At 52.5% G+C, this 24,271-nt stretch carries 19 protein-coding genes; 12 read left to right on the top strand and 7 right to left on the bottom strand.

The genetic code is table 11. The features are described 5' to 3' along the window. The first annotated feature begins 145 nt into the window (after nucleotides 1–145). Both CFLAV_RS04635 and CFLAV_RS04630 read left to right on the top strand, forming a co-directional pair. Nucleotides 146–1,423 carry an outer membrane protein assembly factor BamB family protein gene (locus CFLAV_RS04635; RefSeq protein ID WP_007413475.1) on the top strand — a complete coding sequence of 426 codons (1,278 nt, stop codon included), beginning with the start codon at nucleotides 146–148 and terminating at the stop codon, nucleotides 1,421–1,423. A 202-nt stretch (nucleotides 1,424–1,625) separates the two neighbouring features. Next, complete coding sequence (locus CFLAV_RS04630; protein WP_007413474.1) at nucleotides 1,626–2,552, top strand: BON domain-containing protein; 927 nt, start codon at nucleotides 1,626–1,628, stop codon at nucleotides 2,550–2,552. Between the two features lie 181 nt (nucleotides 2,553–2,733). Here the strand turns inward: CFLAV_RS04630 and CFLAV_RS04625 are convergent, their stop codons facing one another. Then, on the bottom strand, nucleotides 2,734–3,837 hold the full coding sequence (locus CFLAV_RS04625) for an MFS transporter (RefSeq protein ID WP_007413473.1): 1,104 nt from the start codon (nucleotides 3,835–3,837) through the stop codon (nucleotides 2,734–2,736). A 406-nt stretch (nucleotides 3,838–4,243) separates the two neighbouring features. Between CFLAV_RS04625 and CFLAV_RS04620 the strand changes: the two genes are divergently transcribed. Further along, nucleotides 4,244–4,567 carry a YbjQ family protein gene (locus CFLAV_RS04620; RefSeq protein WP_040547029.1) on the top strand — a complete coding sequence of 108 codons (324 nt, stop codon included), beginning with the start codon at nucleotides 4,244–4,246 and terminating at the stop codon, nucleotides 4,565–4,567. Between the two features lie 74 nt (nucleotides 4,568–4,641). On the opposite strand, the gene CFLAV_RS04615 is transcribed toward CFLAV_RS04620, so the two are convergent. Beyond that, complete coding sequence (locus CFLAV_RS04615) at nucleotides 4,642–5,640, bottom strand: helix-turn-helix transcriptional regulator (protein WP_160164484.1); 999 nt, start codon at nucleotides 5,638–5,640, stop codon at nucleotides 4,642–4,644. A gap of 22 nt (nucleotides 5,641–5,662) precedes the next feature. Between CFLAV_RS04615 and CFLAV_RS04610 the strand changes: the two genes are divergently transcribed. Next, nucleotides 5,663–6,160 (top strand): group III truncated hemoglobin, encoded by a 498-nt coding sequence (locus CFLAV_RS04610; RefSeq protein ID WP_007413470.1) that lies wholly within the window; start codon nucleotides 5,663–5,665, stop codon nucleotides 6,158–6,160. Here the strand turns inward: CFLAV_RS04610 and CFLAV_RS04605 are convergent. Beyond that, nucleotides 6,157–8,646 carry a PSD1 and planctomycete cytochrome C domain-containing protein gene (locus CFLAV_RS04605; RefSeq protein ID WP_040546927.1) on the bottom strand — a complete coding sequence of 830 codons (2,490 nt, stop codon included), beginning with the start codon at nucleotides 8,644–8,646 and terminating at the stop codon, nucleotides 6,157–6,159. The two genes, CFLAV_RS04610 and CFLAV_RS04605, sit on opposite strands and share 4 nt — an antisense overlap. Before the next feature lie 393 nt (nucleotides 8,647–9,039). On the opposite strand from CFLAV_RS04605, the gene CFLAV_RS04600 reads away from it, so the two are divergent. After that, nucleotides 9,040–10,056 carry an alcohol dehydrogenase gene (locus CFLAV_RS04600; RefSeq protein ID WP_040546926.1) on the top strand — a complete coding sequence of 339 codons (1,017 nt, stop codon included), beginning with the start codon at nucleotides 9,040–9,042 and terminating at the stop codon, nucleotides 10,054–10,056. Between the two features lie 266 nt (nucleotides 10,057–10,322). On the opposite strand, the gene CFLAV_RS04595 is transcribed toward CFLAV_RS04600, so the two are convergent. Next, complete coding sequence (locus tag CFLAV_RS04595) at nucleotides 10,323–11,309, bottom strand: FkbM family methyltransferase (protein ID WP_007413467.1); 987 nt, start codon at nucleotides 11,307–11,309, stop codon at nucleotides 10,323–10,325. A gap of 799 nt (nucleotides 11,310–12,108) precedes the next feature. On the opposite strand from CFLAV_RS04595, the gene CFLAV_RS04585 reads away from it, so the two are divergent. Further along, nucleotides 12,109–12,480 carry a hypothetical protein gene (locus CFLAV_RS04585; RefSeq protein WP_007413465.1) on the top strand — a complete coding sequence of 124 codons (372 nt, stop codon included), beginning with the start codon at nucleotides 12,109–12,111 and terminating at the stop codon, nucleotides 12,478–12,480. 352 nt (nucleotides 12,481–12,832) lie between these two features. On the opposite strand, the gene CFLAV_RS31835 is transcribed toward CFLAV_RS04585, so the two are convergent. After that, on the bottom strand, nucleotides 12,833–13,726 hold the full coding sequence (locus tag CFLAV_RS31835; RefSeq protein WP_050785625.1) for a type II secretion system protein: 894 nt from the start codon (nucleotides 13,724–13,726) through the stop codon (nucleotides 12,833–12,835). 316 nt (nucleotides 13,727–14,042) lie between these two features. On the opposite strand from CFLAV_RS31835, the gene CFLAV_RS04575 reads away from it, so the two are divergent. The 4 genes from CFLAV_RS04575 to CFLAV_RS04560 all read left to right on the top strand — a co-directional run bounded on the left by CFLAV_RS04575 (nucleotide 14,043) and on the right by CFLAV_RS04560 (nucleotide 19,248). Further along, the gene (locus CFLAV_RS04575) at nucleotides 14,043–15,068 is read left to right on the top strand and encodes a hypothetical protein (protein WP_007413463.1); all 1,026 of its coding nucleotides are present in this window, start codon (nucleotides 14,043–14,045) and stop codon (nucleotides 15,066–15,068) included. After that, a complete protein-coding gene (locus CFLAV_RS04570; protein WP_040546924.1) occupies nucleotides 14,998–17,934 on the top strand; it encodes a DUF1533 domain-containing protein in 2,937 nt (978 codons plus the stop codon). Before CFLAV_RS04575 ends, CFLAV_RS04570 begins: the two co-directional genes overlap by 71 nt. A 320-nt stretch (nucleotides 17,935–18,254) precedes the next feature. Further along, nucleotides 18,255–18,500 (top strand): prepilin-type N-terminal cleavage/methylation domain-containing protein, encoded by a 246-nt coding sequence (locus CFLAV_RS04565; RefSeq protein ID WP_150107269.1) that lies wholly within the window; start codon nucleotides 18,255–18,257, stop codon nucleotides 18,498–18,500. A gap of 22 nt (nucleotides 18,501–18,522) precedes the next feature. After that, a complete protein-coding gene (locus tag CFLAV_RS04560) occupies nucleotides 18,523–19,248 on the top strand; it encodes a phosphatase PAP2 family protein (RefSeq protein WP_007413459.1) in 726 nt (241 codons plus the stop codon). Between the two features lie 120 nt (nucleotides 19,249–19,368). Here CFLAV_RS04560 and CFLAV_RS04555 read toward each other — a convergent pair whose 3' ends face one another. Then, the gene (locus CFLAV_RS04555; RefSeq protein WP_007413458.1) at nucleotides 19,369–20,664 is read right to left on the bottom strand and encodes an MFS transporter; all 1,296 of its coding nucleotides are present in this window, start codon (nucleotides 20,662–20,664) and stop codon (nucleotides 19,369–19,371) included. Between the two features lie 131 nt (nucleotides 20,665–20,795). On the opposite strand from CFLAV_RS04555, the gene CFLAV_RS04550 reads away from it, so the two are divergent. Then, the gene (locus CFLAV_RS04550; RefSeq protein WP_007413457.1) at nucleotides 20,796–21,746 is read left to right on the top strand and encodes a glycosyltransferase family 2 protein; all 951 of its coding nucleotides are present in this window, start codon (nucleotides 20,796–20,798) and stop codon (nucleotides 21,744–21,746) included. Between the two features lie 54 nt (nucleotides 21,747–21,800). Beyond that, a complete protein-coding gene (locus tag CFLAV_RS04545) occupies nucleotides 21,801–22,844 on the top strand; it encodes an alpha/beta hydrolase family protein (RefSeq protein WP_160164483.1) in 1,044 nt (347 codons plus the stop codon). 26 nt (nucleotides 22,845–22,870) lie between these two features. On the opposite strand, the gene CFLAV_RS04540 is transcribed toward CFLAV_RS04545, so the two are convergent. After that, the gene (locus tag CFLAV_RS04540; protein ID WP_007413455.1) at nucleotides 22,871–24,259 is read right to left on the bottom strand and encodes a TolC family protein; all 1,389 of its coding nucleotides are present in this window, start codon (nucleotides 24,257–24,259) and stop codon (nucleotides 22,871–22,873) included. Between the last annotated feature and the right edge of the window lie 12 nt (nucleotides 24,260–24,271).

Here is a 24,271-nt window from a genome sequence, read left to right as displayed (position 1 = left end):
GCGAGTTGGCAGGAATAATTGACCATTTAAGCCAAATCCTTTTATAAAAGTCTCAGGAGCGTGCAAATTGCGACGTCCTCGATGGGATGCTGTACAATTCTATTTTTTTTCTTCCTTCCCTTCTTCGTTTCTACAGAATGCGACCATGAAACTTCTTCCGGCTCTGGTTCTCATCCCATTGCTTGCGCGCTCTCTCTACGCGACTGGGGATACCTCTGCCAACTGGCCACATTGGCGCGGATCTCGTGACAACGGAAGTGTTGAAACCGGCACCTATCCGGTAAAATGGAATGCGGAGACGAATTTATCGTGGAAACTTGAACTACCCGGAAAAGGATGTTCCACACCCATTGTTTGGCAGAATCATATTTTCGTGACGGCACCCGTTGACGGGCAGGACTCCATTCTGGCCGTTGATTGGTCAGGTAAACTGCTATGGACAACCCGGTTTGGTGCCGAACGTTCGGGCAAAAACGCTCACGGCTCCGGCAGCAACCCTTCGCCCGTCACTGATGGCAAAAGCATATTCGTTTATTATAAGAGCGGCGAGTTCGCCGCGCTCGATTTTGATGGCAAAGTCCTTTGGCAAACCAACCTCGTCGAACTTTATGGCCGCGACACTCTCTATTGGGACTATGGCACTTCCCCGGTTCTCACGGGAAGGGACGTTGTCATTGCCCGTCTCCACCACGGTGAATCTTATCTTGCTGCATTTGATAAATCGACCGGTGCACTCCACTGGAAGGTCGCACGCAACTATATCACCCCTGATGAGGGCGATCATAGTTATGCCACCCCCATACTCATGAAACACGAGAGCAGGGAAACCCTGCTGGTTCTGGGTGGAGAGCATTTGACGGCTCACGACGCTGACGACGGCAAAGTTCTTTGGTCCTGCGGCGATTTTAATCCTCAAGGGAAAAGGAACTGGGTGCCCGTCGCTTCACCCGTGATTGCAGGTGACATGGTCATTGTTCCCTACGGACGCGGAACACGTTTGCACGGCATCAAGCTGGGCGGAACGGCCGACGTCACAATCACCAACCGCATCTGGATGCGCGAAGATACTGGTTCCTTTTGTTCCACACCTGCTGAATACAAAGGGCGGGTTTACTTGCTGCACGATCATGGACCTGACCGTGGTGTTATCGAATGCATTGACCCCACCACTGGCAAGACACTGTTGCGCGACGAGTTACCTCGAACCAGCTCCGAATTCTATGCGTCACCTACTGTCGCTGACGGCAAAATCTATGCTGTGCGTGAGGATGGGGTTGTCTTCGTCGCCCGTATTGAACCCAAGTTTGATCTTTTGGCTGAGAACGACATGGGCGAACAAATCATCGCTTCACCTGTCCTGGTCGCAAATCACCTCCTGTTGCGTGGTGAGAAGCATCTCTTTTGTATAGGTAATAAAAGGTAAATTGAACAGAGGAGCGTTGGGACCTGGTTTTGTTGCTGATTATTTGCCAACCGCCGCGTCATGGCAGAAATGAGGCAGTAGGTAACGGCCTTACTTTTCTTCAGGCATAACCCCATTGAGCATAGGACTTTCACGTGGTTTGTTACTTAAGCCCAAAACTGTGGGACAACCTCACTAAAGCGAAGCTTTAAATAGAAAAACCATGAAAAAGATCTTATCAACCATCGGGGCGCTTGTAGTGCTCAGCGCCGTCACTGCCGAATCTCAAACCGGTGGCGCGGTCCAGAACAACAATGCCCTAAATTCTTCGCAGTCTGCTGCCCAGACGCCCGCCTTGAATCAAAACCAAACATCTACAGGGCAGGGGACAGGGACATCCGTTTCTGGAGTCAGCAGCAATCAATTGACCGGCAGCGGCACCAATCAGAATAATCTTACCCCTGCTTCCTCCCCTGGCGCTACCAACCGCTTTTACAGTACGAATCGTACCGGCTCTTCCTTTAATACCAATTCACGCATGCAGGATCGGGCGGCGACGCAGTCTGACCGCGCGTTGCTCCTTCGCATTCGTCAATCCGTTTTGACCCAACCGCAGGCTGGTGGCGCGAAGGCTCCGGTCAATGTCATAGTGGATCAGGGGGTCGTCACCTTGGTTGGTTCGGTTCCTACTATCCAGGAAAAGGATCGCATTCTAGCGCAGGTTCAGGCGCAACCCGGCCTTGTGAGAGTGGTGGACCAGTTGGCAGTGGGGGCGAGTTCGGCTTCTTCTAGTGCAGTCGGTGGTACTGGAGGAGCGATTGATACAACTGCACCCAATGCTTCAGGTGCCACTGGTGGAGCTGTTACTACGGATTCGACCACTATCAGCAGCAGTCCCGCGGAACAATTGCCAACAAAAAATGCTGTAACTACGGGATTCACCACTCAGACGCCAGTATATGCCGCCCCACCAGCTGTTGCCCAGCCTCCACCGGTTCCAGTCACGCCGCCAACTCAACCTGCTGTCGTTGCGCCCCCTCTTCCTCCTGGCGCCCAAAGCCAGCCCGGTGCGGCAGTAAACGCAGTTAACCCGGCTCCAACCGCCCCCGGTGCGCAACCCTTGCCACCCAGAACGGGAACGAATCCTTAAGGGAATGAGACATTTCCGTTAAAGCGGAAGTACCGAACCAAAGTTTGCTTAAGCCTGGACAATCTCATCTCTGTACGAATGTTCCCAACAGAGACTCTCTCTGCCATGCATTCAATGTGTCCGGGGCATTAATCGCAGGTATGAAGTTGATTCAGGCACTGTTCCCAGGAACTGAGGCAAATCAGTTTTCCAATTTTGCCATCACTTCCAGTTGCAGTGACTTTGCTTCCACACTCGTTGATTGCAACTCGCTGATATAAAAATCGTAATATTTCGATGTGTCGGAACTTTCAAAAATGATTCTGCCACTGCCTCCATCAAGGTGCCATTTACCCCAATTTTGGTCGAGTGTATCCAACAGACCCAACATCGCTGCCACCATGCGTTGATCAGTCGTCCAAATCTTCATCAAGCTTTCACGCAAGGGCGCCTGTTCTCGATAACCCGCCATGGCTTTTTGAACCGCTTCATCTGGCACATTTCGGCTTTTAAGATCTTCCTGCAAAAGCGAATCAGAGTTCTTCACAAACTCCTTAAGCCGTTTGCTGGCTTCGAAATAAGCCATCACATTGGTTCTTCTCGCTTGCAGGTCTTCTCGCTTCACCACTCCCTCCAGGCTGGTGACGGGGGGATGCAAAAGCGCCGTTGTCTTTTCGCTGTAATCTTTCTCCAATGTCACCGCCTGACGCAGAAAGCGGCTGGCTCCTGTCAGAACCAATTTGGAATCGCCGGTGTATTCCTTTGAAGCCTTCTGCAAAAACTCGTCCAATTCCCTTTCCTTCGCTGCGGAATCCTTGTTCGTCGTGACTTGGGTGGTTTTGCCACTACTCAGCTTTTGTTGAGCTTCCAATTTTATCACACCAACAGCTTGATCGATCTGCGCCGACAAGGATGGATTCAGTTCTCTGGCTCTTACCTTCAATATTGTGGGAAGTGCGATCGCAAGAACCAGTCCGAGAATGGCACCGTTAAACAGCGTTCCCAGTAATGATCTGACCAGAATTCCCCTGGCCCCATATCGTGGCACTCCGCAAAGAGCTATAAATCCGAATAGAAATCCCAGCACGATCAGGACTGCCGACAGAGTTCCCATGATCAACTGGCTGGTGTGTTCATCCACCCCGGTATATTGCTCGATGTATTCTCCACAAGCATGCACCGCTCCGTTGCCTAAAATCCCAAATACAGGAAAAAGCAGGCTGCACCTGGCCGCGGAGTGAAAGAAGGAAGTCGTGGGAATTTCCTTTGCCTCATCGCGCCGATGGTTTGTTGTATAGCTATTCACTGCTCGCTCGCATTCATACTGGGATAAGTGTGGAATAAACCTGTGGCCCCGATGAATTCAGGCGGCAGAGGCAACTCCTATCACTTTGAGCCGAGTGTCAGCATCTTGCATGCCATCTGCCATCGATTTTGCTCAACCGCGCATTAGTCATATGAGGTGCCGAGTTTTGTGGGGAAATTCTCGAACGTAAAGATTCTCTTGCCGCAAAAGCAGATTCCTGAGTTCCGGGCGTTGGGGGGATGGATTGCTAATTGATGTCTTAATCCAGTACACCTTGCCGATGCCGGTATCCAACCTGGGTAATACAAATGTCGGCTGGACATGCCCATGTGACATTCTATGATCGTCCCAAATTGGCGGTGCAGCCTCATCTTTTGATGACCTGATCGCACTCTTAAAATATATGATGGTTACAACTACGTTCGATTTTGATGGTTACAAGATCGTTGAATACAAAGGTCTCGTCCGAGGAATTATTGTGCGGGCGCCAACCATTGCCCAGGGAATAGTTGGCGGATTGAAAAATATCATCGGCGGCCGCATCGGTGCCTATACTGAGATGTGTGAACAGGCTAGGCAGCAGGCCTATGACTCGCTGCTGATCCATGCGCAACAAATGGGTGCCAACGCCATCGTTGGTGTTCGTTATGACGCTTCAGAAGTCGTCAGCAAAGGTTCGGCCACCGAAGTTCTTTGCTATGGCACCGCGGTGGTCGTTACGAAGATCTGACCGCGTCGCCCTCGGCCACCCTTGTGTTCTGGAACCTCTCCACAAGCCAGTTTCCGTTTTCTTTGGTCGCCTGTTTAGGAACGAAGTGATTTTGCGTTCCGCTGCACAATGGTTGCCATAGGATAGAGACCGGGACAGCAACCAAACTCCTGATGAAACGCAGTGCTGAAGTGACTCAAGCTCGAGTAACCAACCTCCAACGCCACCTCGGTAACGTTCATACGTCCATCGCGGAGCAATGCAGCTGCACGTTCCATCCGCAAATCACGCAGTTGCGCGGAAATCGTTTTGCCCATCGCCTGGGTGAAAATGCGGCTGAGATAAAAATGGCTGCAACCGACACGCCGGCCTATTTCCTCCAAAGGTGGTGGTTCGGATAAATTTTCCTTGAGGATCGCAATTACTTTTTGCACCCGTTCCTGGCTAAGCCGTTTCTGACGGTCACAAAATAACTCTTCCCGCAAAACCGGTTGATAAAGCACTGCCGCCGCTATTTCCAACGCCTTGGCCTGATACCATAAACGCCGACCTCCCACATGAACCGGCGGATGTTGAAGGCTCGCCACCATTTGCTGTTGCTCACTCTCCAGGTGAATGGGCTCCGAAACTTCTGAAATATTCTTGCCGCCCAAAAAACTTTTTAACCTCGGGTGCAACCCTTCGTCTGAGGCCGCCAGGTATTGTCTCAGAAAAACTGGAGCCAGTTCGATGGTGATGAATTGGTGCCGTTCTCCCCCATTTCGCAACGCTGATAGACGCGGCAGGGTTTGGAAATAAAAACCGCCCGTGGAAGGGCCCAGGATCAGTTCCCGCTTCTGCGTCTTGACTTCGCCATTTCCCAAAATATTCAGGCAAATCTCGATGCTGCCGGGATGAAAACTGCGGGACCAATCCAGATTCCGGGTTGTCTGGAAATCATGCCACTCCACACTAAACCCCAAATCGCTAAAATTGCCGTGCAATTGTCTCCACCCGCCACCGACAGTCTCCCAGACGCCAGCCTCGGTAAAACCGGCCTTTCTGCCCGATTTACCAGCGCGCCGTCTTACCTCAATTGGGGGTTCAGCAGTCACAACCACATACCTATAACACATAATGAGATTTAGTCTCAATAATTACTTTCCTGCATTTCAGCATATTCTGCTCAGCTATTTCCAGATGATGGGAGTTGTGTTATCCTCAGGCAACATGCAGCAAAGCCTTACTGACATTACCGGCGAAAACGACGTTAAAACCTTGGTGGATTCTTTTTATAACAAGGTCAATGCTGACGAATTGCTCTCACCCATCTTTAATGATTTTGCGCATACGAACTGGGAGCTTCATATGCCCACCATGTATTCGTTCTGGAGTTCGATCTTATTTCGCACTGCCACTTATCAAGGACGCCCCTGGCCCAAGCATTCCATTCTGCCGGTGAATGCTGCGCACTTTTCTCGTTGGCTGTCACTCTTCAAACAAACCGTCGATGAGCACTTCACCGGGCCCAAGGCTATCGAAGCCAAGAATGCTGCCGCAAGCATCGCTGACACATTTCAAAACCGGATGCAAATCTTGCGTGGGAATGGACCAGGGAAGATCAACCTTCTCTAATCCACGTACAAAAATTCGTTGCTGCTGAACAACACCCTGGCATAACTCGCCAGTGCAGCGCGCGGCTGCTGATCCGTCGGCACTCTGGTTTCCTTCAACGCTGCGCGCGAATCTCTCAGATAGTCGCGGCCCATCTTGATCTCCTCTGGTGTGGCTGGACGCCCAAAGACAAGGTGATATGCATAATCAATCCTTTTGCCCTCGGTCGATTGTGCGAGCCCGATGCGCACTGCAAGCTTGTCCGCCTGTTCATAAACAAATTTGTCATTCATCATGAACAAGGCCTGGATCGGGGTCGTGCTGATCGGCCTTGCTCCAGTTGTGGCATTCGGATCAGCGCCGTCAAACACTTCCAGAAAGGGCTGCTTCTTGATGCGTTGTTGCATCAGGTAAACACTTCGCTTGTTTGTTTCATAAACCGCCACAAACGGTTTGTGTTGGCTAAAATGCCAGTCGTTCTCTGGCGGAAACGGATGCTCCTCGCCCATCGTCTTGTCAAGTGCACCGCTCACCGCCAGCATCGCATCCCGAATCTCCTCCGCGTCTAGACGCCGCCGGTTATAGCGCCAGAACAAATCGTTGTTGGCATCCACCACCGCATTATCCCCACGTTCCTCACTGGAAAGTTGGTAGGCGGCCGAAAGCATGATTGATTTATGCATTGCCTTGATTGACCAACCACTCTTCTTAAATTGCCCCGCGAGGTAATCCAACAGCTCCGGGTGCGTCGGCGCTTTTCCGCGCACACCGAAATCATTCGGCGTATCCACAATTCCACGACCGAAATGATGTTGCCAAATCCGGTTCACCATTACTCGCGGCATCAGCGGATTATTTGCGTCCGTGATCCACTGCGCCAATTCCAACCGCCCACTCCCTTTCTCTTCCGTTGGCAACTTCTGTCCACCCAAAACTTGTAAAAACCCGCGCGGCACCAATTCACCAAGATTGGTTGGCTCGCCTTTGAACTGAATCTTCGCATCGGCTGGCTTTCCTTCCGCAACGGCGAAGGCCTTCTCCACCTGTGGTGGATTTGCTTCCAATTTCTTCTGGCGCGTTTTTGCGTCCTCCAAATCCGCTTTCACCTGCAGCAACTTCTGCTCCGAATCGCTTTCCTTTGCGTCCGAAGCGGCATCGTCCTTGGATTCAGTTTTGCCGGCATCGGACCGGTCGAACTTGCGCTTCTGCTCCAGCAAATTCTCAATCTTCGTATCCAGTTCCGCCAATTCTGTTTGATACTCCGCCACCGCCGCGATGTTCGTCCCCGTTGCCAGTGGCACGAAATCCTTCGGATGCCGGTAAATCTCAGTGCCGGGAAACGCGTACTTGGTGCTGTTGAAAATTCCGTAAAGCGCGTAGTAATCCGAGTTCGGAATCGGGTCAAACTTGTGATCATGACAACGAGCGCAACTTACGCTCAGGCCCAGCATCGCCTTGCCGACATTATCGATTGTGTCTTCGATTGTCAGATGGAACTCATTTGCCCGTGAACCAAACCGCCGCGAGATTGCCAGATATCCGGTCGCAATAATTTTTTCAAACTTCTCCTCATCCGATTTTGCCGACATCAAATCACCGGCGATCTGCTCGCGCAAAAACTCGTCATACGGCATGTCTTTATTGAATGCATTGATCACGTAGTTGCGATACTTATATGCTGTCGGCACCGGAAAATCTGAATTGTCGCCGCACGTATCCGCATAGCGCACCACGTCCAACCAGTGCCGCCCCCAACGCTCGCCGTACGCCGGCGATGCCAGCAAACGGTCTATTAACTTCTCATAGGCCTTGGATGAATTGTCCGCCAGGAATGCGGTGATTTCCTCCGGCGACGGCGGCAATCCCGTCAGGTCAAACGTCGCGCGCCGAATCAAAGTTCGCTTATCCACCGCCGGGTTGGGGGGGATGTTCCTCGCCTCCATCTTCGCCAGGATGAATTGATCCACCGGACTTTTCACCCATTTTTTATTCCTTACAGAGGGCGGAGTCGATTCGTTCACTGGTTGAAACGACCAAAACTTTTTTGAATCTGCCACGCTCATCCCGGTGATTCCCGATTTCCCCGCCACGCTTAATGGTTGCTTGCGCGGATCGGGCGCACCCATCTTGATCCAGGCCACGAAGTCCTTGATTTGATTTGTCGATAACTGCTGTTTCGGCGGCATTTGCAAATCCGGGTCGGTATAACGCAGCGCCTTGATCAGGAGACTCTTCTCTGGTTTTCCCGGCACGATCGCAGGGCCGCTATCGCCGCCTTTGAGCAAATCAGCCTTGGAATCCAGCAGCAACCCTCCCTTTACCTTTTCGCTTTTAATGCTGTGACATTTATAACACCGCTCCACCAGCACTGGCCGGATATGCTTCTCAAAGAATTCCAATCCCTCTTCATTTGGCTTCACCGCCGCCGCTGCACGCACCAAGCCAAACTCCGCGCCCACCAACAGCGCGATGCACAAACCAAAAATTGCTGACAGATTCCAATTCATTGGGCGATAAATCATTAAAACGAGCTCTCGTATCTAACACCAGACAAAATCCTCGTGCCTCTGGTTACAAAATCCGACGTCCCAACCAACCCTAAAATTCGCTTCAACTTTCTTGTTAACAACTCGAGGCAGGGCAGGGAGTCCTGGTTGGCAGCTCGTTTGTCTTCTGTCCCCGAATTTCCCACTGATCCTCATCTCATTTGAAGTCCGAAATTCAGCAGTCGAAATGTTTTTGGTTCCACCTTGAAGTGGGTCCGCCTCAAAAATTCTTCCATCAAACACTTGCACAACTCTTCACATCATCTAAGTTCCCGATGGCTGAAGAAAAGAAGTTAAAGAACCCGGCTGCTTCATCAGATTCGCAAAGCAAGAAATAATCAGATTGGAAATATTATGCCAAAAATGCGCGCGGTACAAGTTCCCCATCCCAAAGGACCTTTCGAAATCGTCGAACGCGACATCCCCGAACCCGCACCTGGCTCCGTTCGCATTAAAGTTCAGGCGTGCGGTGTCTGTCACAGCGACTCATTGGTGAAAGAGGGAATCTTTCCCGGTATTCAATATCCACGCGTCCCTGGCCACGAAATCGTCGGGGTCATCGATGCCCTGGGTTCCGGCGTTCAGGGATGGACCGTTGGCCAACGCGTCGGGGTCGGTTGGCACGGAGGCTACTGTGGCCGTTGTGAACCCTGCCGCCGTGGTGAATTCTTCGCCTGCGTTCTGGGCCTGGTCACCGGCATCACTTCCGACGGCGGTTACGCTGAATATATGACTGCACCCTTCAGCGCACTCGCGGCTTTTCCAGATGAACTTAATTCCGCCGACGCCGCACCGCTGATGTGTGCCGGCGTTACCACTTACAACGCCCTCCGCAACAGCGGCGCACGCGCTGGCGAACTCGTTGCCGTGCTTGGCCTTGGTGGACTCGGCCATCTCGGCGTTCAATATGCCGCCAAAATGGGTTTCCGGACGGTCGCCATCGCCCGGGGAGCAGACAAGGAAGCGCTCGCCCGCAAACTTGGCGCGTGGCATTATATCGACAGCCAGGCACAAGATCCCGCAGCCGAACTGCTTAAACTCGGCGGAGCCAAAGTGGTTCTGGCCACCATCACCAACGGCGACGCCATGACGGCCGTCATGGGTGGTCTAGGCATCAAAGGCACGTTCATGATCCTCGGTGCGCCTCCCTCACTCACAGTATCTCCATTTTTGCTGATCGGGGGAAGCCGCTCAATCAGAGGCTGGTATTCCGGCACCTCCATTGATTCCCAGGATACACTTGCATTCAGCCTCCTCAGCAACGTGAAGTCCATGAACCAGGTATTCCCATTGGAGAAAGCAAATGAAGCCTACGAATTGATGATGAGCGGCAAAGCCCGCTTCCGCGCCGTCCTCACCACCGGCAAATAAACATTACGGAGCGCCAGCACTTTCCGAATGCGGAGTCCCGCGTACGCGCTCTGCGATTTAATCTCACCGCAGGCACCAGGTAAGGCCGTGTCACTCCCGTGCGTGCCGCACTAACATGGCCCACGATTTCTGCCCGCCAGTTTCCTCACTCGCGCAAGCGACCACGGAGCAACCTCTGCCCCAGGCATCAATAATTGCGTTGGTAGAGAAAGCGTTGCGCCGCTTGCCTGACCTCCCTCGCGACGTAATCCAAATTATCGTCTATTTCACGCCTTTAATCGGGCGACGATTTCATCATAAACCTTGCCCTTGGGCACAGCTATTAAGTCATTAGATGGTGATCCGGCAATCGCAGATGAAATCAATCTCCTGGCGCACATACGAAGCATCCTTTTCGGCAGCATCAGGAAATCGTACTCATGAACTTTCAAAAACTGGACGACCGGGTGGGCCTCGAAAGGGCCGTCATAGTGATTTAGCTCGAAAAGCACGGCGTCAGGACGCACGGCTTTGAAGAGATGCTCGGCTCCCCGGAACACCTGCGGTTCAAAACCTTCCACATCAATCTTCATGAGTCGGATGCGTGGAACTTTATACTGATTGTACCATCCTGATAATGTCTTGATCGGGACCCGGATTTTCGTCCCCTCCTCATGGCGGGCAAGGGTCGCGAGACACTGAAGATTGTGCGGAATTGTCAATTCCAGTTCCTGTTCGATATCACCGAGCCCCATGCAATGGAGCGTGACATGGTTGAAGCCGTTGCGGACAATCGATTCCTGGAGCAGGCCGCTGACCGACGGGTTGGGCTCGAAAGCATGAACCTGCCCCGACGGTCCAACCAACGCCCCCATCTGGCAAGCGACCAGCCCGAGGTTCGCGCCGATATCCAGCGTGATGTCCCCGGGACGAAGCAGGCGCTCACAAACCCAGGATATCTTGCGATCCCAATCCCGCGAAAAGTAAACCGCATTGGAAAGATAATCACCAAGCATGACGCGGAGATAAGGCCCTTGTCGCAGCCGAACCCAGTCGGGGCCAGTGCTTTTGCCGGCGAGCATGCGAACGACGCCGCAATTCGCCATCGTCCCGCACCCTGTGTAAAAAGGATAGAGACGCGTGACTGACGCGACCAGTCGTCGGCGCAAGACTTGCAAGGATTCTGGGAGAACATGTCCATGTCCCGGCTTGCCTGGGACCGGGCGTTGAGAGAAGTCACCCTGAGTAATTGGGTGAGGCAGCGTTCCACTCATAGATTTATCCTCTGATGACCTGGTTTCCGAAGAGGAAATGCCCTCGCGTGCCTCATGAGGGAAATGCCCCTGCGTGCTTGCGACGGGAAAGTGCACCCTTAAGCCGCATCATGCCATGGGGTGATCACATAAAATCCATAGCTCCCATACCCCATCCGCGCAAGCGCCCCACAATGTAATCCCGTGCGCCAGCAATCAATTAATAGGTAGGGCCGAGACTCCGTCGAGCCGTGATCTCTCTCGCGACACAATCCAATTCCTCCTGCTCACCGCATAGGCGACCTGCGATTTGAAATTCGCACTCCCTGGTAGCGCAGATTTTCAATCTGCCGTATCGCCGATTTGTAATCGGCCTGCGCCAATCCCACCTGCGACCTTAACCCCAACCCTATTCGTTATCCTCCACGCAACCATTCCCAACAAAACTCTGGGCACATCTCTTCCCTTTGGTTATTTTCTTTCCCGTAGGCTCGGGAGAGAAGGAAAAATGAAATCGCTAATTCCAGCCAGGCGAACAACCTGAAACTCAAACTTATGTCCGATGACGCATTACCTCCCGGCAATTATTCGAACATCAAGTACTGGTCGGTTTCACTCGCAGATAACCACCTTCAACTAAAAGCTGGAGCCATACCGTGGAAGTTGATTCTCCTCGTTGAAATCCTGGTCTGCCCACTCACCTTTCTTTTTTTATTCCTCGCCTGCCGTCACTTTAGCTTTCCGCAGGATCGATTACTTTTCATTCTGATGTGCCTTCCCATGGCCTTCGCCATCCTGGGCTGCTTTTTTTTATCCGGTAATGCAAGTCCGCGCAGAACGCGCCAAGGGAGATTTTTTGACGTATGATTCTAAAACCGAAGTTCTGCAGCTTCCCCGTGAGAAATTGTCACTTAATAAACATCAGATTGTTGAATTCCGCATTCTGCAGGAATGCGTTCCCCAAAAACCCGGCACCATCTCCCTGCTTCCAAGCCGGCTCACCGGAGGCAACGGACCCGCGGTTCTCCAGCTCGTTTACAACAATCCAAATCCGAAAACCGTCACCCTCCTGCGGGCTTACGGGAGCAACATGTTTAAGGACGTCATCACCGCTTTGAACGAAACAGGAATAGCAGAAGTTGTTGTAGTCGGGCAGCAGTTAGAACGTGGCAATCGGAATGCACTCCAATAAATTGAAGCGAGACTGCCAATCTTGCCAAAAGGCACTTCCGTACAAAACACTATTCACACATTTCTCAATCAGCTAATTTGCCATTGCAAGGCGTTAACCAAAGTAAACATACCTATGACCAAGTTCCCGGTCGGGTGTTGAGTTATCCGTGGCAAGCCCACGATCAAACTCGCTGTGCCAACTCGGGAACGCGCCAGGTGGCGGTGACTCTGGCAGAAAATCCCAAGCCCTTCACCCAACTGCAATGCAGTAGAAAACCGTCCCGCCTTCACGCTCCGAATCCAATGAAAAATCAACTTCCTACTGCACGAGTCCGATTTAAGTATTGCTGAATTGCGCCTTCAAATCGAAATCAATTAATAACTGGGTCGCCATGGCAATCCCAGTTGAGGTCCTGGCGACCGGGATCTTTACCAGCAGCGACGACTTGGCCGGCCGTGGGACCTGAGGGAGCTATAGCCGTACCATCAGACACCACATAGTCGTACTTATAAAAACCAGCATGCCCGTCGCTAAACGTTATATTGCCGCCCCGTTCATGACGGGAGGAAAAGCGGGTGGTGTAACAGTGCGGGGTGGCGAGCAGCATTTGATTAGCTGCCGCTCCATAGTAGGGATTCTCGGCAGAACGGTCGCGGCCGTCCGAAAAAAGCACGAAGGCGGAAGGGTGAGCGACCATGCTGGCATTGAGGGTAGCGACACTTGCATTGAGATTTTCGTTGGCGATTGATTTTGAATTCATGCCGTAATTGAAGAGGGGACGGACACCGGGAATCATGTCTTTTGAGCCTGAAGCTGCAACTGCATCCGCTGAGGCAATGCCCTGCGAGTAAGCGGTCGGACACGTGAAGATGGACTTGGAACCGTAGAACGCGGTTGGATCGTATGCCCAGGTGTACAAAGGTTTGTTGGCAACATACGAAGGCAGGGCATTGAACCAAACATCGTCGCCTTGATTTTGATTGTGATAAGTGGCGATAGACAGCCAGACCGGGTTATCCTGGTCCACACTCGAGGCGTATCCCTGATATCGCGGGTAAGGAAAAGTGCTGTTGTTATCATCTACGTACATCGTGTCGGCCAACCCCCACTGTTTAGCGTTGCTCAAGCAGGACGCCCGCTGGGCCTTGGCCTTGGCTTTGGCAAGCGCGGGCAAAAGCATTCCCGCCAGAATGGCGATGATGGCAATGACCACCAGCAGTTCGATCAGTGTGAACCCGAGGGACTTCTTGTGTTGTAAATTCATGTTTTGCTTCCAAACCTTTAATCGACAGAGCATCGGACTTCCAAGTTAGGGATAATCTCAGCCACTCCTGTTACAAGCAAATGGCGGAATTGTTACAACATGGTGACAACGTGGGTGGATTGCTCTTCGGCCGGTCGTAAATGAAATGGGGCGGGAGTTTATCAACGCCGATTAGCTGACGGGAATCGGCAGTATTCGCGAAAAAATAATGTCACCAGATTGTCAAGCAACTGACATTTCTTTGTAACGGAATCATGGATAATTGTCTGCTCGCAGGGGTACGACTGAATTTACTCAGAGCAAAAACTCTAAACTAATGAAAATAAAAAACATTGCATGCATGGCGGCATTGCTCCTCTCTTCGCTAGCGGGGACAAAAGCTTCAACTTTCCTTACCGTGTGGAATTTCGACAATCTGGCCGCCGGGGCCAATGCCATCCCGGCACCATCAAGCGGTCTGGGCTCGGCCAGTGCGCTGGGTATGGGTAATCTTTTTAACAATACCAACAACATAAGTAATCCCGACATCCAGTCCCTGGCGGGAAGCTCGACTGGTGGCGCGAAAAGCTGGCGGGTTCGTGCGAGCGGTTCGGCTCCTTTTGGCGGGAATGGCTGGTCAACGAATGCTCCCATCGGCACGCAAGGCGCGCTATTTGCGGGCAGCACGTTTGGCTTTTACAGAATCAATGTTTCGTTTGATGTCTATGCCACTGCTGACGCCGAAGCAAATCTTCAGGTGCAATATACCACTGACGGTTCCACCTGGAATAATGCCCTGATCACCTCGGTTGGAACCTTGGGCGTTATCACTAATAACACTGACCCTGGTCAAGCTACGGTTGTCGGTTCCTATGTCAAATTGGCGAGCGGCTGGAACAATCAGATCACAGTTGATTTGAGCGGCATCTCGGGAGTGGATAACAATGCCAATTTTGCGATTCGCGTGGTCAACGCCTCCACGGGCGCGAATTGCGTAAATACCACCGGAGCCTTGTATAACAATACTTCAGGCAGTTGGACATTCGACAACGTTGTGATTCAGGGCACCTCAATCGATACGATCGTGAATTGGGGGTTTGACAATTATCCGAGCGCCGCAACGATCATTTATCATCCACTACCTATAATCGGTTCCGGTTTGGCTACCTCCATTGGTTTTGATAACAACTACACTTATTCAGGCACGACCACAACTGGCAGCACCAATGGTCCCGATGTGACTTCCACCGGGAGGCAGTTCCTCTGGCAACGCCGGACCAAATGCCTGGCGCGTGCGTGGCAATCCCGGCAACAACGGTTGGAATACGGCCGCGCCCATCGGTACTCAAGGAGCCCAGTTTGATGTCAGCACAGCTGGTTATTCCAATATCGTGTGTACTTTCGATCTTTATTTTACGAGCGCTGGCGAGGCGAAGATGTGTGTGCTTTACACCACGGACGCCTGGGCCACTACGAATGTGGCCTCGACTCTCTTCTATGGGGCCAAACCGTCATTTGTTCAGACGAACGCCGCCGTGGCGCTGGGTGGCAGTGAAAATACTGTGACGGGAACCTACATCTATCAGACTCTAGGGCAGAACTTTTACAACAACTTCGTCGTGGATTTTACTGGCGTTCCTGGCGTGGAAAACAATCCCAACTTTTCATTCAGAATTGTCAATGCCGCCACGGGATCGGATTGTGTGGCCTTCAATGGCGGTTCTTATAACAACTCTTCCGGCAACTGGCGTTATGACAACGTGGTGGTCGGTGGCACTTCGGGAACACCGGCGCCAACGATAGCCTATGATCCCCGAGCCTCGGTAGATGCACCCTTCACCAATACCTTTCCTGATGATGCGGTTTGGCGCAGCAAAATTGCCGCTGTTTATGTGAATGGCCTGGTTTTGACGAATACGGCATATACGACGAACACGGCAGGCCAAATGGTCTTTACGCCGTCGAAATCCACCTTGCTGCAATCGAGCGGCGACAAAAACATTGTCATCATCGCTGCTGGTTATGGCACCGCCAAGTATGTCCAACCGCTCGCCGCTGGTATGGCGACAAAACTGGCCATCACATCTCAACCCGCCGCTCCTTCCGCCAGTGGTGGCACCTTGACCGTCAATCCGAGCCTGATCATCGCGGATCAATACGGGAACGGAACCACGAATCCGTACCCCAGTGTCACTATCACTGCCACCGCCAACAATTCCAGTTGGGTTCTGGGTGGCGACACGGTGCAACCGGCCGTCGACGGCCTTGTGGTCTTCACAAACCTGACTGCCACCTCCACCAGCAACTTGGGATCAGTATCCAACTTTCTCACATTTGCCGTGACTGGATATGCACCAGTGACAACTACGAATTCAGCCTCCTTCAACATCGGCGCGGCACCGGTTCCATTTACTCCGGGAAATCTGGCTGTCCTTCAAATTGATACGATGGCAAATAATACGACTTTCAGTGTCATCGAACTTAAGCCCTCTGCCAAGCAAGCTGCGCCTCTGAACATTGTCCCCATAAGTGCCACGGGAACGAATGCGCTCCGCCTAAGTTCCGCCGGCAGTTGCGGCAAAATGTCACTGAGTGATGACGGCACATTATTGTGCTTCGGTGCTTTCGCCGACAACAGTGCGGCAACACCCGATGAAACGCTCAACCTCAACCGGGCGGCGGCGGGTCTGAATTACACGAACCAGTTGGTGATCGGTTTAAATTATATCTCAACCTCGTTGGGTGGCAGCCAGGCTCGCTCTTGTGCCACCTTGGACAATATTAATTGGTTCGCGGATGACAAAGGCGGATTATACTACGGCAGTGCTGCCAGCGGAACACTCGCCAATCCCAATTTGAACCCTTTTAATAACGTGGTCATCAGGACCTTCGGCGGAGTTCCCTATGTCGAGACGCAAAAGACAGCAAACGGTCAAGTGATACCGGTGGTTTATGCCCTTGGCCTTGATGTCGACACCGGCTTATACGACGTGACCAAAGCCAATAATCTGACTACGGATCCAGTTGCTTCGGATTTTTATATGATTTCCTCCGACGGCAGCACTTACGACACACTGTATATACTTGACGGAGTGAGCGCAACCCAGGGCATTATCAAAAAATATTCCTTGGTGAGTGGTGCATGGGCCGCCAATGGCACTTTTGTCAACGCGACGGGCGGTGACAGTTTGTTTGCCGCCACTAACGGCAACGGTGGTGTTTATCTTTATTATACGACCGGCTCTTCCACCAGCAACAGTCTCGTCAGAGTGACGGACGCGGCCGGCTACAATCAATCGATCTCCATCGTCTCCAGCAATGTGCTCTACACTGCAACCGGTGGAACTTATTTGAAAGGTATCACCTTTGTGCCACAGCAAATCGCTTACACCAGCGAACTCACCCCGCCTCCGTTCCTCAGCGCCGCAACATCAGCCACTGTTTCAAGTCCGTTCAGTGTCACGAACACTCCGGATGTAGCCGCCTGGCGTTCGGCCATCACCGGTATCACGGTAAATGGTTCTGCTCTGCCGGCTGCCGCCTATAGCATCAATCAAGTTGGCAAAATTGTTTTTGATCCATCCCAGTCCGCGCTTCTGCAAACTGCAGGATCAAAAACGATCGTGATCAGCGCGACCGGTTTTAGCACCAATTCAATCGTGCAGACGATTAGTGCCGGTACGGCAGCGAAACTTGCTATCACAACTCAACCAACTGGCCCGGTTGCCGATGGCGGCGCACTGGCCACCCAACCCGTAATCGTGGTTCAAGACCAATTCGGCAACGTGACCACCAGCACCGCCAGCATCACGGCTGCGCCCGTGCAAAGCACCTGGACATTGGGCGGCGCCGTGACCAAAGCGGCGGTTTCCGGCACGGCCACCTTTAGCGGTCTGACGGCTTTCAGCACCAACGCTGTCATTGGTGCCAACATCGTCTTCACCTCTAGCGGGCTTGCTTCCGTGACGAGTTCACCGGTGTTTAACATTCCGGCACCCATCCAATCCATTTTGGGAGGAGTTAATTTGGGAGGTGGCAAGCTGGCATTTACCTTCACCAATGCGGCTGGCTTGAATTACTCGATAATCGCCACAAATGATATCAGTGCACCGATTGCAACCTGGCCGGTCATCGGTACAGCGGTCGAGGGCCCGGCAGGAATTTATAGATTCACCAATTCCATTGCGGCTACGAACGCACTGCAGTTTTATATGCTGCGGCAGCCGTAAGAGTGTTCTGACTCTGATTGATACGCATGACGGGCGGGTTTCGCAAGAAGCTCGCCCGTTTTTTCCACTTGCGGCATAACGATGAGGTCAATGGTTCCCCATTTCAAAAGTTGACGGATGTGAATTAGGCCGCGCATCACTTGGATGTCAGCATCGGACGAAGAGCTTTCACCACTGCGCACGCGATTGGCAACAGATGTCGTCAAATTGTCACATGAATGACATCAAGCCGTAACCGGGGGATGGGAATCTGTGCTCAACCGGCAGGAGCTGTGGTCCACGCGCATTTTTGCCCGGGCCTTGGAACTCTATTGGGTCCGATGAAACTGAAGCGACAAACATATTTTGGATCCACGTTGATCGAACTCTTGGCGGTTATGGCCATCTTTGCCGGCTCTGGCCAGGGCAAAGGAAAAAGCCAACCGAAGCTATTGCTTGGACAATTTGGTGATGGTCGCGCCGGTTGGTTCAAATACGAGTATGTGGTTACAAACATTTTCGGCAAACCCAGCGATCCCAGTAATTCAGATATCAATTGGACCCAGGACGGCAGCATTGCTTTTTAATAGATAACCACGAAAAATCCCGATGAACACCTCCCTCAAGCCATTCTCACGTTTGCACAGCACAGCTTGGCTCTCTGCCATTTTGTTCTCCCTAACCGTCGCGGTCACTCCGCTGCACGCCGCCGACAAAGAGTTGCATTACCTGACTGCTGGCAAACCCGATGCCGCCACACTGCTTCCACCACCGTCACCGTCTGACTCTTCGGAACAAGCTGCCGAACTGGCTGAAGTAAGAACCATCTATCACTGCGCCAGCAGCAATGACATCGCCGTTGCGTATTCGGAAAAGAAATTTTCCGTCTTCAATTTCACCCCCACCATCGGCACTTTTTTCACCGCAACCAACCTGCCCAGAACGGCCGCCTTCTTTGAAAAAGTCCAGATCGACGCCGCGCTCGTGACTGACGCGGGCAAGGATTATTTCCGTCGTCCACGGCCCTTCACCACCGATCCCTCCCTCGCCAACGGCAAGCTGGAAAAATCGTTTGGATATCCGAGTGGCCACTCGACGGAATCCATGGTGCTCGCGCTTGTGTTGGCGGATTTGCTGCCAGATCAGCGTGATGCCATTCTGGACCACGCGCGACTGATGGGCTGGCATCGCGTCCAGATCGCGCGGCATTATCCGAGCGACATTTACGCAGGACGCGTTCTGGCGCAGGCCATCACCAGGCAATTGAAGGAAAGCGATTCGTTCAAGAAAGATTTAGACGCAGTGAAAACCGAGATTGCCGCCGCGCAGAAATGATTCGTGGCGACAATGCGAAGTTTAGGGGACAAGCAAGAAATGTTTGATCGCTCCACTTAGTGTGGTGTCGGTCCAATAGCTTGAAAATTTCTCACTTGCACCGTTTCAACCGGAGCATCCTCAATCCCTCACCTTCGGCATCATGAACGAAACCACGGACGCGGGTAGGAACAATAAACCTGCGTACAACAATGCCATACGATGATCTCCCACCTTCGAAAATAATCCGAAGAAAACCGTCCCGAACGCCGCTGCGATTCGTCCGATGTTATAACAAAAACCGGCTCCCGTCGTGCGCAACAACGTTGGAAACAAAGGCGGCAGATACATCGTGAACAGCGCAAACAATCCCTGAAAAAATCCAATGCACGGAAACCAGTAGAGCAGGGCATGATGATCTCGCGGCACACAATAAGCCCCCATCATCGCCAGGAAATACCCAAGGCACATCCACGCAATCGTGGCACGATACCCAATCTTCCGCGCAATCCACGCCGCGAAAAAATTCCCCACGATTGACGAGGCAATCACCAGGTAAAGCACCAGGCTGGCCAGATTATTCTTCTGCTCCGGGGTCATGAGCAATACTTCCGGCAAATTGCGCACATGTTGCAGATGCCAGAACATGAATGCCCAATGTGCTGAGAGCGAAATGGCGCAAACCACGAGGGTCCACAAAGTAATCTTCCGCACGCCCGGCCCGAACAAATCCAAAATGCCCGGCTCCTTTTCCTGTGCCTTCTTGGCGGCATGCCACTCCTCCGTCTCCGGTACCGCCCGGCGAATCCAGAAAACCAGCAGCGCGGGAATCACCCCCACGAGAAATATGTACCGTGGCGGAGCACTGGACATTACCCGATTCGCTCCCGCCGCCATCAAAATCCCGATATTGACGCCACACTGCAATACCCCCGCAATCCACGTCCGCCATTTCTTTGGCCATGTTTCCGACAGCAAAGACGCTCCCACCGCCCATTCACCGCCAATCCCAAGCGCTGCGATAAATCGAAAGATCAACAAGTGCCACCAGGTTTGCGCAAACACTGCCAATCCCGTGCACGTCGCATACGTCAGCACCGTCAAACACAGCGCCCGACTCCGTCCCAAGCGATCGCCAATCCTCCCGAAAAAACCGCCACCCAACGCCCAACCCACGAGAAATCCCGCCTGGATTATCGAGCCATAACGTCCAACCCGTGCATCAGTCGTGTCTGTGAGGTTCAACAATTGCGCCACGAACGGTGCCGCGACCAACGTGTAGAGATGCAGTTCCAGACCGTCGAAGGTCCAACCCAGCCACGCTGCGATGCCGGACTTCCATTGTTGCGACGAGAGGTCCCGCAACCGTGTGTCATCACCCGTCGGGTGAGCCACGCCGTTCTGAGAGACATCCTGTTTCAGGTCCGCCGTTTCCATGGTGTATTCCGCTTATTTTGGGCAATCCTCCATGCATGGCGAGTTAAAAGCTCCTCACGTCAAAATAAGACTGGGGAATACGGGTTGACTTGGCAGCCCACCTGCCTTAAATCAAGTTGCGCAGAGGAATTATGAGAGTCGTTAAAGTTAGCATACTGATTCCTAATTACAATTTTGCTCGTTACTTGCCGGAAGCCATTGATTCGGTTTTGACGCAGGATTTTCGCGATTATGAACTGCTCATTGTCGACAACTGCTCGACCGATAATTCCGTCGAAATCATCCGCAGCTACACCGCCCGCGATTCCCGCATCAAGCTCGTCGTCAATAAATCCAATCTTGGAATGGTGGGGAACCTGAACAAATGCCTTTCGCTGGCCCAGGGTGAATACATTAAATTCGTTTTTGCCGACGACCTGCTGGTGGGGGGACAGGCTTTGGGTGAGTTGGTGCGCATGCTGGACCATCACCGCTCGGCCGTCGCCGCAGCCTCGGCGCGCAACATCATTGATCAAGACTCCCGCTTCATCTGCCTCCGCAATGATTTGGGCAAGAGTGGCGTCTACAATGGGCTTGAAGTGATTCTGAAGTGTTTGGAAAAGAACGCTAATTTGGTGGGTGAGCCTTCCGCTGTTTTATTTCGCCGGTCTGCCGCCGCCCGTGGATTCCATCCAGATTACAATCAAATCGTCGATTTGGAAATGTGGATTCACCTCCTGCAAAACGGTGATATCGCTTACACCAATCGCCCGTTGTGCGCATTTCGACGGCATCCCGCGCAACAAACAGAATTGAACCAATCGGATGCACGCATCGGTCGCGAACAACTGACGCTCACGGCCGAAATCTCACGCCAACCCTGGTTCAAGTCTGCTGAATCCCGGAGGGCTCTTTTCACCCAGTTATATTCCCTCAAAAAGAAGCGGGGCTGCGACTCCTATTCCCACGACGTGGAAAATGAATTGATGAGCATGCTTGGATTGGCGCAGTATGCTCGGCTCTATATGCTTCATCGTTCCTCCCGCTCTCTGTTCAATGCCCAACGTTTTGTAAAAAAGCATATTCTCGGGCAACAAGTCTGATCCGGGTCCTGGATTACCCGTAACATCTCCGCCACAGCCTTCGTCGTAATGCATGTGAATGTTCTTAATTTCATTCTCTGCATTGGTTTGGTCCTGACAATCCCCGCCGGATATCTGCATGCAGCTGAGTCCAAACCGCCTGTTCACGATTTCCGCACCGATACCAACGAGGTCGAAACCATCAAATTCGATTGGAAGGACGAAAAGCGTGATCGCCTGGTGCCAGTTAAAATTTACTTTCCAAAATCGGGCAAAGGCCCGTTTCCGGTGATCATCTTTTCCCATGGTCTGGGCGGTTCGCGCGATGGCTATAAATACCTCGGTGAATATTGGGCCAGTCACGGCTATGTTTCCGTCCATCTCCAACATATCGGCAGCGATGATTCGGTTTGGCGGGACGTTCCCGCCGCCGAACGCATGAAAGCGTTGCAGCGCTCGACTCTTAACCTCCAAAACGCCATCAATCGTCCGCAGGATGTCAGTTTTGTCATCAATCAAGTGGAAAAGCTCAATAAGGATGACAAAGATTTTAAGGGATGGCTTGATTTGGCCCGTATCGGTATGGCCGGCCACTCCTTCGGTGCTTATACGACTCTGGCGATTGCCGGGGAAGTTTTTGTCACCCTCGCGGGGGAGCGATCAGCTCCTGATCCGCGAGTGAAAGCTGCCATTGCCATGAGTGCTCCTGTGCCACGCCTCAAATCCCAGTACGACGTCGCTTTCAGTAAAATTAAAATCCCGTGCTTCCACATGACCGGCACGAAGGACAATAGCCCGATTGGGGATACCAAGGCGGAGGACCGTCGCGTTCCCTTCGATCATATCAACGGCGTGGATCAATACCTGATCACCTTCGAAGGCGGTGATCACATGATTTTTTCCGGCCGTCCGCGCGGGTTGGCCGACGATGGCAAAGATGCCATCTTTCATAAACTGATTTGCGAGAATTCAACCGCATTTTGGGATGCTTACCTAAAGGGGGATGCCAAAGCCAAGGGTTGGCTTGCGGCTGGCGGTTCAGAAAAGATTCTTGGCCACGATGGCAAAATGGAAAAAAAGCTGGCCGGAAAAGCCGACCAGCTCAAAGTTCAGAAATAGCCTGTTCCTCAGGTCTCTGGGAATTACTACTTATTGCTTTGCATGATGTTGATGCCCATGGCCCGTTCGACTCGGGCGCGTGCCACATCGTAATCGTGCAAAGCCTGCACCAGGGTTGAGCGTGCCGTCGTCAGTGAAGTTTCAGCCTGCAACACATCCAGCTGCGTGCCCGTTCCTGCCTCACTGCGTGCCGTAGCTAAACGCAAAGCCTCCTCCGCTTCCTCCTGCACCTTCTTCTGCGATTCCAAGGTCTCACGGGCCTGGATGAAGTTCGAATATTGGGTGCGGACTTCGAGTTCGATGTTCCGCGTTTCATTGTCCACGTCCACCATGGCACCTTGGTGTTGCGCCTGGGCTTGTTGCACTCTCCCCTTCGTCAGCCAACCATCCCAAATGTTCCAGGTGAATTGAATTCCCGCCTGCGCACCATTCACCACACGGCCCAGATCGTCACTAAACTGCGTATTTCTCCCGCTATAGCCGGCGAAAGCCTGAACACTCGGCTTATAACCCGCTTTCGCACTGATCACATCCTCATTCCGCAGGCTTTCCGTTTTCTGCAAGGCCGCCAGTTCGGAACGGTTCTGCAATGCCTTGGCGACTGCCACCGGCAGGTTAATCTCGTAAGGTTCGGCATCGAGCTTGTCCGTGAGAGTCAATGGAATGTCCTCAGAAACAGTCGGCGGTACGCGGTAGCCCAAAAGATTGACCAAATTGTTTTTGGAAATGCGATAAGCGTTGCGCGCCTGGATCAACCTTGGGCGCTCATTTGCCACGGACACTTCTGCCCGCAACACGTTGAAGCGCGGCACTGTGCCTGCCTCATAACGCTTGGTCTGGTCCTGTAATTCCTGGGTCAGCAACTTAACTGATGCCTCTTCCACGACGATCTGTTCTTCGGCCTGCAGGATGTCGTAGTAAGCGACACGAACCTGGAGCAACGCATCTGCCACAACGGTCTGGTACTGGAGCAGGGCCTGCTCCTTCGTCAGCTTGGCAGACCTGAGCGCCGAGGTGATCCTTCCGCCTTCATAAACACTCTGAATGATTTGGATGTTCGCGGCCCATGATTTATCCGGGAAGGTAACGAAAATGGGCGCTCCAAAAACGGGGAAGTTTTCGGTGGCTGCATTAAACGTGAAATTTCCGGTTGACCTAATGACTGGCAATGCCACGGCACGGGTCTGGACAACCAAGCCATAGGCTGCCTCCAGGTTGCTCTGGCCTCGCAGGATATTGCCATTCTGTTTCAACGCCAGGTTCATGGTTTCGGCGAGAGAGAGGGGCCCCGAAAGCCAGGCCGGAGCTTGGTTCGTTACCGTTGATTCCGTGCTCCATGCGGGCAGGGAAGTGGCAGTGCAAAGAGCTGCCGCAAGAATGAATTTAAAATGCTTCTTACTTCTAAATAATTTCATATTCCAGTTGTC

It is taken from the genome of Pedosphaera parvula Ellin514, assembly GCF_000172555.1.
Lineage (GTDB): Bacteria > Verrucomicrobiota > Verrucomicrobiia > Limisphaerales > Pedosphaeraceae > Pedosphaera.
This window is presented reverse-complemented; position numbering and strand designations above follow the sequence as displayed.

Bases quoted from the DNA above. Each gene is read 5' to 3' on its own strand.
- CFLAV_RS04635 (WP_007413475.1), top strand. From the start codon at position 146: ATGAAACTTCTTCCGGCTCTGGTTCTCATCCCATTGCTTGCGCGCTCT.
- CFLAV_RS04630 (WP_007413474.1), top strand. From the start codon at position 1,626: ATGAAAAAGATCTTATCAACCATCGGGGCGCTTGTAGTGCTCAGCGCC.
- CFLAV_RS04620 (WP_040547029.1), top strand. From the start codon at position 4,244: ATGGTTACAACTACGTTCGATTTTGATGGTTACAAGATCGTTGAATAC.
- CFLAV_RS04610 (WP_007413470.1), top strand. From the start codon at position 5,663: ATGAGATTTAGTCTCAATAATTACTTTCCTGCATTTCAGCATATTCTG.
- CFLAV_RS04605 (WP_040546927.1), bottom strand. From the start codon at position 8,646: ATGAATTGGAATCTGTCAGCAATTTTTGGTTTGTGCATCGCGCTGTTG.
- CFLAV_RS04600 (WP_040546926.1), top strand. From the start codon at position 9,040: ATGCCAAAAATGCGCGCGGTACAAGTTCCCCATCCCAAAGGACCTTTC.
- CFLAV_RS04595 (WP_007413467.1), bottom strand. From the start codon at position 11,309: ATGAGTGGAACGCTGCCTCACCCAATTACTCAGGGTGACTTCTCTCAA.
- CFLAV_RS04585 (WP_007413465.1), top strand. From the start codon at position 12,109: ATGCAAGTCCGCGCAGAACGCGCCAAGGGAGATTTTTTGACGTATGAT.
- CFLAV_RS31835 (WP_050785625.1), bottom strand. From the start codon at position 13,726: ATGAATTTACAACACAAGAAGTCCCTCGGGTTCACACTGATCGAACTG.
- CFLAV_RS04575 (WP_007413463.1), top strand. From the start codon at position 14,043: ATGAAAATAAAAAACATTGCATGCATGGCGGCATTGCTCCTCTCTTCG.
- CFLAV_RS04565 (WP_150107269.1), top strand. From the start codon at position 18,255: ATGAAACTGAAGCGACAAACATATTTTGGATCCACGTTGATCGAACTC.
- CFLAV_RS04560 (WP_007413459.1), top strand. From the start codon at position 18,523: ATGAACACCTCCCTCAAGCCATTCTCACGTTTGCACAGCACAGCTTGG.
- CFLAV_RS04555 (WP_007413458.1), bottom strand. From the start codon at position 20,664: ATGGAAACGGCGGACCTGAAACAGGATGTCTCTCAGAACGGCGTGGCT.
- CFLAV_RS04550 (WP_007413457.1), top strand. From the start codon at position 20,796: ATGAGAGTCGTTAAAGTTAGCATACTGATTCCTAATTACAATTTTGCT.
- CFLAV_RS04540 (WP_007413455.1), bottom strand. From the start codon at position 24,259: ATGAAATTATTTAGAAGTAAGAAGCATTTTAAATTCATTCTTGCGGCA.